The organism is Alteromonas sp. ABE4_545 (assembly GCF_056161325.1).
Genome location: NZ_JBSWYY010000024.1, coordinates 38298 through 49834 on the forward strand (window position 1 = coordinate 38298; position 11537 = coordinate 49834).

General features: G+C 47.6%; 12 protein-coding genes. 6 read left to right on the top strand and 6 right to left on the bottom strand.

Annotation, left to right across the window (positions count from 1 at the left end):
• Position 1: 1 nt before the first annotated feature.
• Positions 2-520 carry a phosphatase PAP2 family protein gene (locus ACXAH6_RS16725; RefSeq protein WP_474878672.1) on the bottom strand — a complete coding sequence of 173 codons (519 nt, stop codon included), beginning with the start codon at positions 518-520 and terminating at the stop codon, positions 2-4.
• 222 nt (positions 521-742) lie between these two features.
• Here ACXAH6_RS16725 and rraA point away from each other — a divergent pair, with 222 nt between their 5' ends.
• Entirely contained in the window at positions 743-1228 is a 486-nt protein-coding gene (gene rraA / locus ACXAH6_RS16730) for a ribonuclease E activity regulator RraA (RefSeq protein WP_474878673.1), read from the top strand.
• A 66-nt stretch (positions 1229-1294) separates the two neighbouring features.
• Here rraA and ACXAH6_RS16735 read toward each other — a convergent pair whose 3' ends face one another.
• From ACXAH6_RS16735 to mpl, 3 genes are read right to left on the bottom strand one after another with little or no spacing between them, the layout of a single operon-like run.
• Complete coding sequence (locus ACXAH6_RS16735) at positions 1295-2095, bottom strand: S1/P1 nuclease (RefSeq protein WP_474878675.1); 801 nt, start codon at positions 2093-2095, stop codon at positions 1295-1297.
• 14 nt (positions 2096-2109) lie between these two features.
• Positions 2110-2730: a flavin prenyltransferase UbiX gene (locus ACXAH6_RS16740; RefSeq protein WP_474878676.1), complete on the bottom strand. Its 621-nt coding sequence runs from the start codon at positions 2728-2730 to the stop codon at positions 2110-2112.
• Positions 2731-2739: 9 nt separating this feature from the next.
• Positions 2740-4095: a UDP-N-acetylmuramate:L-alanyl-gamma-D-glutamyl-meso-diaminopimelate ligase gene (gene mpl, locus ACXAH6_RS16745; protein ID WP_474878678.1), complete on the bottom strand. Its 1356-nt coding sequence runs from the start codon at positions 4093-4095 to the stop codon at positions 2740-2742.
• Positions 4096-4393: 298 nt separating this feature from the next.
• Between mpl and ACXAH6_RS16750 the strand changes: the two genes are divergently transcribed.
• The 3 genes from ACXAH6_RS16750 (at position 4394) to ACXAH6_RS16760 (ending at position 6555) form a co-directional block, all read left to right on the top strand.
• The gene (locus tag ACXAH6_RS16750; RefSeq protein ID WP_474878680.1) at positions 4394-5365 is read left to right on the top strand and encodes a class 1 fructose-bisphosphatase; all 972 of its coding nucleotides are present in this window, start codon (positions 4394-4396) and stop codon (positions 5363-5365) included.
• 107 nt (positions 5366-5472) lie between these two features.
• Positions 5473-6006, top strand: coding sequence for an inorganic diphosphatase (gene ppa, locus ACXAH6_RS16755; RefSeq protein ID WP_474878682.1), 534 nt, complete (start codon positions 5473-5475; stop codon positions 6004-6006).
• Positions 6007-6072: 66 nt separating this feature from the next.
• Complete coding sequence (locus ACXAH6_RS16760) at positions 6073-6555, top strand: DUF3299 domain-containing protein (RefSeq protein ID WP_474878683.1); 483 nt, start codon at positions 6073-6075, stop codon at positions 6553-6555.
• Here the strand turns inward: ACXAH6_RS16760 and ACXAH6_RS16765 are convergent.
• Both ACXAH6_RS16765 and uvrA read right to left on the bottom strand, forming a co-directional pair.
• Complete coding sequence (locus ACXAH6_RS16765; RefSeq protein ID WP_474878685.1) at positions 6552-6953, bottom strand: acyl-CoA thioesterase; 402 nt, start codon at positions 6951-6953, stop codon at positions 6552-6554. The genes ACXAH6_RS16760 and ACXAH6_RS16765 overlap by 4 nt on opposite strands.
• A 10-nt stretch (positions 6954-6963) precedes the next feature.
• Positions 6964-9804, bottom strand: coding sequence for an excinuclease ABC subunit UvrA (gene uvrA, locus ACXAH6_RS16770; RefSeq protein WP_474878687.1), 2841 nt, complete (start codon positions 9802-9804; stop codon positions 6964-6966).
• 154 nt (positions 9805-9958) lie between these two features.
• Between uvrA and ACXAH6_RS16775 the strand changes: the two genes are divergently transcribed.
• Together ACXAH6_RS16775 and ACXAH6_RS16780 are read left to right on the top strand one after the other, a co-directional pair.
• Positions 9959-11305 (top strand): MFS transporter, encoded by a 1347-nt coding sequence (locus ACXAH6_RS16775; protein ID WP_474878688.1) that lies wholly within the window; start codon positions 9959-9961, stop codon positions 11303-11305.
• Positions 11306-11426: 121 nt separating this feature from the next.
• The coding region (locus ACXAH6_RS16780) for a hypothetical protein (RefSeq protein ID WP_474878690.1) at positions 11427-11537 on the top strand (111 nt) is incomplete at its 3' end.

Consider the following 11537-nt stretch of genomic DNA (forward strand, 5'->3'; position numbering starts at 1 on the left):
TTTACACCAGTATAAACAAACTCAGAGAAGCAATTAGAATACCCAATAACATACCTGCAATAACATCTGTGGGGTAATGAACCCCGAGTAGAATCCGCGAGAGGCCGATTAAACAGGCCCAACCGTAAGCAAGCAGTGCAAAAGGTGGGTAAAAGTGGGCCACAATCGACGCCATTAACCATGCCGCAGCCGTATGGCCGGACGGTAAGCTAAATTTGTCTGACGGTGTGACATGCGCGCTGAAATGGGTAAAAAAATCACAGGGACGAGGGCGTTTGAAGAGCTTTTTCAGCACCACGTAAATGGGCAGTTCTAATCCGTACGCCATAAAAGCCGTGTACAAAAAGAGTTGACCGTATTCAGGTTCAAAGGCCCATAGTGCTAGGCCAATAATAAAATACAGGTAGCCGTCGCCAGTACGTGACATCCACACGATTGCACGGCAGTCTCGCTGACTTGTTAACCCATACAACCATTGAAAAAGATGGGCATCATATTTAGTTATCGATTTGAGTGTCACGATGGGATAACCCTAATTGAACGCTTATTGTACAGATTAGGCAGGGTCTGTGAAGTTGAGGTGACAGAAATAAGAAACCTTTATGACAGGCGGGAAGTGCTTGTTACTAAGCGGAAAAATACGGGAAAATAGCGATTTCTGGCATAGCCAAGCAGCTAAATAGTGCTATGCTAACCGATAGACACAATATTTGTGTTGCATCCACATTAAAAAGGCAAGCTGATGGACTATAACACTTCTGAACTTTGCGATTTATTCGCCGACACGGTAGACGTGGTTGACCCCATATTTTCCAGTTTTGGCGGGCGTTATTCTTTCGGTGGGGAAGTTACGACGATCAAGTGCTACGAAGATCGAGGGTTAATCGACCGCGTATTGTCTGAACCGGGAGCGGGTAAAGTCTTGTTGATCGACGGAGGTGGCTCAGTTCGTCGCGCCCTCATTGATTCAGCGTCTGCACAACTTGCCCAAGACAACGAATGGGAAGGCATAGTGTGTTATGGCAGTGTACGTGAAGTAGACGCATTAGCCGACTTTGATGTGGGTATTTTAGCCGTTAATGCCATTCCAGTGAATGCCGACAGCGAAGGCACTGGCGACGTGGATGTGGCGGTGAATTTTGGCGGCGTGACTTTCTTGCCTGAAGATCACCTCTATGCAGACACTACTGGTGTGCTGCTCTCACCAGAGCCGCTAGATATTGATTAAATAGGCAGCGCCAAATTCACAATGATTTGGCGCTGTGCCTGAAGCTTACTTGGCTTAGCGCGTGTGTTATTTGGCAAACACGTTGTTGAGGTAAGCCGCCATACGAATGCCAGCTTGTTGTAGGCGCTTTTTCGCAATGGGTAAGTTGTCGTACAGATAGTCGTAAGACATTTTGTTCGCGTCTTCTGGGTAAATGGTATCGCGAATTTTAGTGCTTTCTTCAATCCACACTTTGGCGTCTAACGTATTCCATGCTTGAATGTCGGCTTCTGAAATTTTTGCGTCTAACCAATTCGTCCATTCAGTAAAAGACAACTGGCGTTGATCCAACAATTGTGAATCCCATACGCGGTGTAAATTTGAGTCTTGCCAGAAAAAGCGTACTTTCACGTCGTTACCGCCTTTATCTGTGCCGTTACCCGCATGTAAAGGTTGGTGTAAATCACCAATGATATGCACGATAAAGCGCAGCGCCATTTGTTTGTCTTCGAGGCTAGATTTTGGGTCTTTTAGCGTTTTTGTGAAGTTTTCCAACGCGGTGTAGGCATCACCTTCTTCCGGTGCACCAACTTCATCATAGTGTTTGTGCTCTGGCACAGTGACGTAATGCCAAGGACTTGCGGTACGACGCCAAAACTCGCTGGGGTTAGAGCGCATTTCGTCTGGCCATGTAGAGGCCTCAGCAAGTGTTTCATTAGGTAAAATGGCAGCAACCTGAGCTTGCGCTTCAGGATTCAAATGACGTTCAGCAATAGCGCCGGTAACACGATGACCTGTTTGTCCCCAGCCAAAAGCGGGTAAACTGATTGCACTAGCTAATGCGGCGGCGACTGCCAGTGCCGCAGTTTTTTTTCCCTTGCGTAGCATATTATTATTCCTCTTTATTTTGCTTCGTTTTGATAGCCCCAACGAGCCATCAGTTGGTGTGAAATGCCCACGTGATCAAGAATACGTGCAACCACAAAGTCAACCAAGTCTTGGATGCTGTTGGGCTGATGATAAAAGCCTGGCGCGGCGGGCATGATAGTGACACCCATTTGTGACAGTTTTAACATATTCTCTAAATGAATAGTGGAGAGCGGCATTTCTCGCGGCACCAGTATAAGCTGCCCACGTTCTTTAATCACCACGTCGGCACTGCGTTCTATCAGGTTATCACTAGCGCCGACCGCAATTGACGACAAGGTGCCGGTAGAACAGGGGCACACAATCATGGTTTTCGGCGCGGCAGACCCTGAGGCGACTGGCGCAAACCATTCTTCTTTGCCACAGACGCGTATTTGCCCAGGAGCGGCGTTAAAGCGCTCGGTAAAAAACTGACTAGCGGCTTCGGGTTGGGCGGGAAACTTGATGTTTTCTTCTGTTGCGAATACAACGCGAGCCGCAGAAGAGACCAATACAAACACCTGATAATCAGCTTTTACCAGTTGCTCTAGTAGTCGCAGCGCGTAAGGGGCGCCGGATGCGCCAGTAATGGCGAGAGTGATGCGCTTATCTGTCATTGTTGTTTCTTAACTCAATTGATGTTGGAGATTATCGAGTAACTTTTGGTGAATGCCTGCAAAACCACCATTACTCATTACCAATATATGGTCGCCAGCCGATGCCGTTTGACATACGGCTTTCACAATTTCATCTACGTTATGATAGCAGTATGTGGGTGTGGCGCCGCTGGCGGCTTTGTCTTTTATAGACCAACTGAGGCCATCTGGTTCAAACACGTGTACTTCATTGGCTAACTGCCATGAGTCGGTTAACGTGTTTTCATGCACCCCCATTTTCATGGTATTCGAACGGGGTTCCAAAATCGCAATAATACGGGCATCGCCAACTTTGTTTCTCAATCCTGAAAGTGTCGTGGCGATGGCTGTGGGGTGATGCGCAAAATCATCATAAACAGTAATGTTATTGACCTTGCCTTTGACTTCCATACGACGTTTAACGTTTTCAAATTGACCCAAGGCGTCAATTGCATCGCAGATAGTTACGCCTGCGTGGTGTGCCGCTGCTATTGCTACCAAACCGTTGTCGACATTGTGTTGCCCAATCAAGCTCCAATTCACTTCGCCTACGGCTTCATTTTGATGAAATACAGTGAAGCGGCTGCCATCTTTATTCATTAATTCTGCGCGCCATGTATCCCCAATAGTTTGGGTTGCACTCCAACACCCTTTATCGAGTACTTGTTCAACAGCGGGCGTATCAGCTGGTGAGATGACCAAACCGTTACTGGGTACCATGCGAATTAAATGGTGAAATTGGGTTTGAATAGCTGCCAAGTCAGGGAAAATATCTGCGTGATCGTATTCAAGGTTGTTGATCGCAAGTGTACGTGGACGGTAATGAACGAACTTAGAGCGCTTGTCGAAGAATGCGCTGTCGTATTCATCGGCTTCAATAACGAAAAAGGGCCCTTCTCCTTTACGCGCTGAAACGCCAAAGTTCTGCGGAATACCGCCAATTAGAAAGCCGGGATTTAGCCCTGTGTGTTCCAGTATCCAAGCGACCATGGACGAGGTGGTGGTTTTACCGTGTGTACCTGAAAGTGCAATGACCCAACGGTCGGTGAGTAAGTTTTCTAACAACCATTGAGGGCCACTGGTATAGGGCAGGTTGCGGTCGAGCACGTACTCAACCGCTGGGTTTCCACGAGACATGGCGTTACCAATGATCACCATGTCGGGCGCTGGGTCGAATTGTGCTGGGTCGTACCCTTGAGTCAGGGTTATCCCTAACTGTTCCAATTGGGTGCTCATGGGAGGATAAACGTTTTTATCTGAGCCTGTGACCTTGTGCCCTAACGATTGCGCAATTGCGGCAATACCGCCCATAAAACTACCGCAAATGCCAAGAATGTGTACGTGCATGAAAACTTCACAACTTAAATAACTGCAAAGTGCCACTTTACCAGAACCCAGAGTGACTTAGCAGGGGCAAATCATGGCTTTTCTATGGCAATTAAATTTACCAGATGGTTTATATGTGGATTGGTATTCAGCGCGAAGGACGGTACACTAAATGCGCTTATTTGCTTCACGTGAGCAAAGCGCCAACAAATCGCGACTTAACAATAACAATTCTATCGTCGCCAGTACCGTTCACTTTCGGACGAGTGAGCGTAAAAATAAATCAAAACCCTACAAATCGAAAAGGCTAACGTACACAATGAAACGTTTAAACTCTCAGCTACAACAAGACGGTGCTCCACTAGAACTTATCTTGTTAATTCGTACCTTACTTGCGGGCTGCAAAGAAATTTCCTTCCGTGTCAGCCAAGGCGCACTTGCTGGTGTTCTCGGCTCAACGTTGAGTGAAAACGTTCAGGGCGAGACACAGAAAAAACTGGATGTGATTTCAAACCAAATTCTGAAAGACATTTTATCGGAATCGGGTTACGTGAAAGCGATTTCTTCTGAAGAAGAAGAAGACGTAGTGCCCTGTGATCCAGAAGGCAAATACCTTGTCAGCTTTGACCCTCTGGATGGGTCGTCAAACACAGAAATTAATAGCCTGATTGGTACCATATTTTCTATCGCTCACGCGCCTCAATGGATGGAGCCGAGTGACCCTTCAGCCTTCCTGCAACCGGGTACGCAAATGGTGGCGGCTGGCTATGTGCTTTATGGCCCGTCAACCATGCTAGCCATGACAACAGGGCGCGGAACGCACATTTATACACTAGACAAGACCCATGGCGGCTTCTTGTTAACTCACCCCAATATTCAATTACCGGAAGCAACGAAAGAGTTTGCCATTAACGCGTCTAATCAGCGTCATTGGGAACCTTCAATGCAGCAGTATATTGCTGACTTGCTTGCCGGTACGGATGGGCCTCGCGGTAAAGATTTCAACATGCGTTGGGTGGCGGCTATGGTGGGTGATATACATCGTTTACTTTGTCGTGGCGGCATTTTCATGTACCCATACGATAAGCGCGACCCGAACAAACCGGGCAAGTTGCGTTTGCTTTATGAGGCAAACCCCATGGCCTTTTTGGTTGAACAAGCGGGTGGTTTAGCGTCGACAGGGGAAGGGCGCATTATGGAAGTGATGCCCGAAGAAATTCATCAGCGCGTGCCAGTAATCATCGGTTCAAAAGAAGAGGTAGAGACCTGCCTTTCGTACACAAATAAATAGCCAATAGGGTGTACGACTAAGACATGGGTCGCAGGAGGTTTTGTTTTCTTGCTTCCCGCCGTATACTTAGCAAAATTTATTTTATCTCTCTATTTAAGGATTAAAACATGAGCTTGAACTCAGTTCCTGCTGGTAAGAAGCTACCAGACGAAGTGAATGTCATCATTGAAATTCCAGCGCAAGCTGATCCAGTGAAATACGAAGTAGACAAAGACACAGGCGCTTTGTTTGTTGACCGTTTCATGGCAACTTGCATGCACTACCCAACTAACTACGGTTATGTAAACAACACATTGTCAGAAGACGGTGACCCAGTAGACGTACTAGTTATCACGCCTTACCCACTATTAGCGGGTTCTGTAATCAAGTGTCGTCCAGTGGGTGTGTTGAACATGACTGACGAATCAGGCAAAGACGCGAAAGTACTAGCGGTACCGGTCGACAAATTGTCTACCCTTTATCGCGAAGTGTTTGAGATTGAAGACGTTCCAGCGCTACTATTGAAGCAAATCGAACACTTCTTCGAGCATTACAAAGATCTTGAAGAAGGCAAATGGGTAAAAGTTGACGGTTGGTCTGATTCAGCTGCAGCGAAAGCCGAAATTGTTGCCAGTGTAGAGCGTTACGAACAAGGCGAATAAGTCTTTTTCACATAGCTTTTCAAAAAGGGTTCGATTGTCGAACCCTTTTTTTATGTCAGGAATATCATGATTAGAAAATTCACCTTCCCGTTTTTTGTATTGTGCTGCGTTGCGGTTTTTGGGGCGAGTGCTGTGCATGCCGCCGAGCCAATGGAACTCTATTGGGAAGACATGGTGCCAGAAGGATTTAATGAACTTACATCGCCTTCGGTCAGTCACGACAATAAGATGACCCAGTTACAGCCGGATGCGCCGCTGGTGGAATCACTCGACGGCAAATATGTGAAGATCCCAGGTTTTGTCGTGCCGCTGGAAGGTACGGCTGAAGTTACGACAGAGTTTTTATTGGTGCCTTATTTTGGTGCTTGTATCCATGTGCCGCCACCACCGTCGAATCAAATTGTGCACGTAAAGTTTGAAAAAGGCGTGCCTATCGACAACCTTTACGATGCGGTATGGGTAACAGGTAAAATTTCGACTACTGGTTGGAAAGGCGATATCGCCTCTGTGGGTTATACCCTCAAAGGCGAATCAGTCAGCGTATTTTAAGCCGGTACATCTACCCAAATAGCCTTGAGTTCGGCTTGGATTTCAGGGCTAATGGGCACCGATTTCTGAGTGTTAAAATCAAAGTGCACCATAGTCGTTACACCGGTTGCGCAGTGTTTTCCGCTTTGCCAAACTTCTTGATACACATCCACGCTACTTTTTCCTAAACGGCAAATTCCGGTTTTTACCGTGACAGGTTCGCCGTAGTAAAGCTGAGCGAGAAAGTCGACCTTATAGCTGGCGATGATCAAAGGCCAGTTTTTCAAATCGAGCGTGGGTGTAAATAGTTTAAACACCGGCTCGCGTGCGGCCTCAAACCAGCCAACCAGTACCGTGTTGCTGACGTGGGCTAGTGCATCGGTTTCATAAAACCGCACATCAAACTGCTTTTCAAACATGGTCAGCTCCTTACTTACCGGCTTGGGCTTCAAGCAGGGGTTTAAGGAATCGGCCAGTGTGAGAGACCGCTTGTTCGGCAATGTGCTCAGGAGTACCCTCGGCGATAATCTGACCGCCACCCGAACCACCTTCTGGCCCTAGGTCAACAAGCCAATCTGCGGTTTTAATCACATCTAAGTTATGCTCAATAACTACCACAGTGTTACCGTGATCACGGAGACGATGCAAGACAGCGAGTAGCTGCTTAATATCATGGAAGTGCAAGCCCGTTGTCGGCTCATCCAGAATATACAAGGTTTGGCCTGTATCGCGCTTCGATAATTCCTTCGCTAACTTCACACGTTGGGCTTCACCACCGGATAATGTAGTGGCAGATTGCCCAAGGCGAATATAAGACAAGCCTACATCCATCAAGGTTTGTAGCTTACGGGCAATGGCAGGAATCGGGTCGAAGAAGGTACGGGCGTCTTCTACCGTCATTTCTAACACTTCGTGAATGTTTTTGTCTTTGTACTTCACTTCCAAGGTTTCGCGGTTGTACCGCTTACCTTTACAGACATCACAGGGTACGTATACATCAGGCAAGAAATGCATTTCTACCTTGATAACACCATCGCCTTGGCAAGCTTCGCAGCGACCGCCTTTCACGTTAAAGCTGAAACGGCCCGGCTTGTAACCACGGGAGCGGGCTTCTTGCGTACCCGCGAAAAGCTCTCGAATAGGCGTGAATATGCCAGCATAGGTTGCTGGGTTAGAGCGAGGCGTGCGGCCAATAGGGCTTTGGTCAATATCCACAACTTTGTCTAGTTGCTCTAAGCCTGTGATGCTTTCGTAAGGTGCAGGTTCTGCGGTTGTCGCCTTGTTTAATTCACGGTGTGCAATTTTAAAGAAGGTGTCGTTGATAAGGGTTGATTTACCCGACCCCGATACCCCTGTTACACACGTCATTAAGCCCACAGGTACATTCAATGTGACCGACTTCAAGTTGTTGCCTGTAGCGCCCGCCAGCGTGACCCACTTGTCTTTGTCTGTTGGGGTTCTTGTTGCAGGAATATCGATTTTCTCACGTCCTGAAAGGTATTTCCCAGTCAGTGAGTCTTCACTGTTCAGTATGTCTTCAAGTGTACCTTCGGCAATAATTTCACCGCCGTGTACACCTGCTCCCGGGCCAATATCAACAACGTAATCTGCCTCGCGAATAGCGTCTTCATCGTGCTCTACGACTAAAACGGTATTACCCAGATCACGCAAGTGAGTCAGGGTTTTGAGTAGGCGTTCGTTGTCTCTCTGGTGCAAACCGATTGACGGTTCATCGAGTACGTACATAACGCCAACTAACCCAGCACCAATTTGGCTGGCAAGACGAATACGCTGAGCTTCACCGCCGGAGAGTGTGTCTGCACTGCGGGAAAGGTTGAGGTAATTCAAGCCCACATTGACCAAGAAGCGCAAACGGTCGAGGATCTCTTTTAGGATTTTTTCAGCAATTTGTGCTTTCTGCCCTTCAAGCCCAAGGTTCTCAAAAAATGAATAGGCATCGGCAATCGACATGTCCGAAATGGCAGGCAAATTGGTTTCAGCAATAAATACATTACGCGCTTCTAAACGAAGGCGAGACCCACCACAGCTGTTACAAGGCTGTTGGCTTAAGAACTTGGCCAGTTCTTCGCGTACCGTGTTTGATTCAGTTTCACGGTAGCGGCGCTCCATATTGGGGATTACCCCTTCAAATGGGTGCTTTCGCTCCATAATGTCGCCACGATCATTGATATATTTGAACGTTAACGACTTACCCTTAGAGCCATAAAGCACCACGTCTTGCGCTTTTTTATCTAACTCTTGGAATGGCTTGGTTAAGCTGAATTCATAATGGTCGGCAACCGCTTGCAGCATTTGGAAATAGTAATAGCTGCGCTTGTCCCACCCACGGATTGCACCGCCAGACAAGCTAAGTTCGTCGTTGCTAACTACGCGATGGGGGTCGAAGAATTGGCGAGTGCCTAGGCCATCACAGGTTTGGCATGCGCCAGCCGGGTTGTTGAATGAGAACAACCGAGGTTCTAATTCGGCAATGCTGTAACCACAATGAGGGCAGGCGAAGTTAGCAGAAAACACAATTTCTTCGGCGTCAGGGTCGTCCATGTACGCCACTTTAGCGTTGCCGCCAGAGAGTTGAAGGGCCGTTTCAAAAGACTCAGCTAATCGCAACTGTAAGTCATCTCGCACTTTGAATCGGTCGACCACAACTTCAATGGTGTGCTTTTTATGCAGGTCAAGTTCAGGAGGATCCGACAAATCACACACGTCACCGTCGATGCGCGCTCGAATGTAGCCCTGTGCAGAAAGGTTTTGCAGTGTCTTAACATGCTCACCCTTGCGGTCTTGTACTACAGGCGCTAACAACATCAGTTTGCTACCTTCTGGCATGGCCAACACTTTATCCACCATTTGACTGACGGTTTGCGCATCAAGCGCTACGTGGTGGTCAGGGCATTGTGGTGTGCCAACACGGGCAAACATCAAACGTAAGTAATCGTATATCTCAGTAATGGTCCCCACGGTTGAACGCGGGTTGTGAGATGTTGACTTTTGCTCGATAGAAATCGCCGGTGATAAACCTTCAATGTGGTCCACATCGGGTTTTTCCATCATGGATAAAAATTGGCGAGCGTATGCCGATAGCGACTCGACATAACGACGTTGCCCTTCGGCGTAAAGAGTGTCAAACGCGAGTGAGGACTTACCTGAGCCAGACAAGCCAGTGATCACGACAAGCTTGTCACGAGGAAGGGTTAAATCGATATTCTTGAGATTATGGGTGCGGGCACCGCGGACTTCTATCTTATCCATTTGAACCTGAGCATGGGTAAAAGAAACAGTATGCCATAGTCATGGCCGAAAATTTAGATTGTTACGATTTGTTTTACGATGTGGGTCAGTAAAAACTGTACAGATTTTTATGCTACAATCCGCGCCCAAAAGAATTGTTGGAGTGAGCAATACGTTGAATGCCTTGGAAGTTCGCACAGCCATAACCCTAGCTAGTGTCTATGTACTTAGAATGATGGGGTTATTTATGGTGATGCCGGTACTGGCCGTCGCCGCGATGGATTATCCAGACTATTCACCTATGCTTGTCGGTATTGCCATTGGTGGCTACGGGCTCACTCAGGCCGCGTTACAAATTCCCATGGGAATGCTCTCAGATAAGTGGGGGCGAAAGCCTGTCATTATTATGGGGCTTGCGGTTTTTGCTTTAGGCAGCTTGATTGCCGCTAGTGCTGATAGCTTAGTATTGATGGTGGTTGGGCGTATAATGCAAGGGGCCGGCGCTATTGCAGGCGCTATAATGGCATTGGCGACTGATGTCAGCCGTGAGTCACAACGGGCAAAGGTCATGGCTATTATTGGAATCGCAATCGGCTTTTCATTTTATCTCGCTGTGATCATCGGGCCACTCATCGCGCAGCAATGGGGCATGCCTGGTATCTTCTTTATGACTGGCTTGCTGGCGTTGGCTTGTATGCCATTGATCAAATGGGTGGTACCAGAAGTTCCCAAATCTGTGGGCTCTGCCGATACACTGCCTCAAGCCAATCAAGTATGGCGTTTATTTACTTCGCCACAGTTATGGCGCTTGAACCTGTCTGTGATGTTTCTGCATTTGATGATTACGCTGTTATTTGTGCAGCTGCCCGTCACCCTCACGCATTTTAATTTAACCCTCGACAACCACTGGGAAGTGTATCTTCCTGTGTTGCTATGCTCGGTGTTATTGCTCGTTTTGATCATGGGGAAAACACGCGGAACCACGCCCCGCGCTATGGTGATATTAGCGATTGTGTTGATGGGAGTGTGCTTTGCGGTGTTGTCGGCGGGTGTGACCAATTGGTGGTTGATGATGGCTGCCGTAGTACTGTTTTTCACAGGATTTAACTTTCTAGAAGCCAGTTTTCCTGCGCTAGTGTCGAGTATTGCGCCAGCTGGTGAAAAAGGCACGGCGATGGGGATTTATGCGAGTTTTCAATTTTTCGGTGCATTTTTAGGTGGTGTTATTTCTGGTGCACTAGGCGAAGTATTATCGGCATCAGGGGCGTACGCTGCTGGTGTCGTACTTGCCTTAGTGTGGTTGGTATTTGCATTTGGCCTGAAAAGCCGAGAAAAATTGCGCAGAGTCGTGATGCAAACTCACGTCAGCCACGACAATATGCCTGCGCTAGTGACCGGCATGCAAGCTGTCAGTGGTGTTGTTGAATGTACAGCGGCCCCAGAGAGTGGCACACTTTACATGAAAGTGAATGCTGACTTCGATGAATATCAAGCGCAACACTGCATTGAACAAGTGTCGTAAATCAGGCGCTATCTAACTTCACATTGTTTACAAACTTGTAAATGAAATGCATCTGAGGGTTGTTTTTGTGCCCTCGATTAGCATATATTTGTATTATAATAGTAACATAGTCGAGAGAACCATGTCAGTGACCACCACACCTGCAGCTAACGCCATCCGCGTATTAGCCGTTGATGCCGTACAAAAAGCGAAATCAGGACACCCAGGCGCCCCGATGGGGATGGCCGATATT

Excerpts from the sequence above, each read along its gene's own strand:
- ACXAH6_RS16740 (WP_474878676.1), bottom strand. The coding sequence starts at position 2,730 with ATGACAGATAAGCGCATCACTCTCGCCATTACTGGCGCATCCGGCGCC.
- mpl (WP_474878678.1), bottom strand. The coding sequence starts at position 4,095 with ATGCACGTACACATTCTTGGCATTTGCGGTAGTTTTATGGGCGGTATT.
- ACXAH6_RS16760 (WP_474878683.1), top strand. The coding sequence starts at position 6,073 with ATGATTAGAAAATTCACCTTCCCGTTTTTTGTATTGTGCTGCGTTGCG.
- uvrA (WP_474878687.1), bottom strand. The coding sequence starts at position 9,804 with ATGGATAAGATAGAAGTCCGCGGTGCCCGCACCCATAATCTCAAGAAT.
- ACXAH6_RS16735 (WP_474878675.1), bottom strand. The coding sequence starts at position 2,095 with ATGCTACGCAAGGGAAAAAAAACTGCGGCACTGGCAGTCGCCGCCGCA.
- ACXAH6_RS16750 (WP_474878680.1), top strand. The coding sequence starts at position 4,394 with ATGAAACGTTTAAACTCTCAGCTACAACAAGACGGTGCTCCACTAGAA.
- ACXAH6_RS16765 (WP_474878685.1), bottom strand. The coding sequence starts at position 6,953 with ATGTTTGAAAAGCAGTTTGATGTGCGGTTTTATGAAACCGATGCACTA.
- rraA (WP_474878673.1), top strand. The coding sequence starts at position 743 with ATGGACTATAACACTTCTGAACTTTGCGATTTATTCGCCGACACGGTA.
- ppa (WP_474878682.1), top strand. The coding sequence starts at position 5,473 with ATGAGCTTGAACTCAGTTCCTGCTGGTAAGAAGCTACCAGACGAAGTG.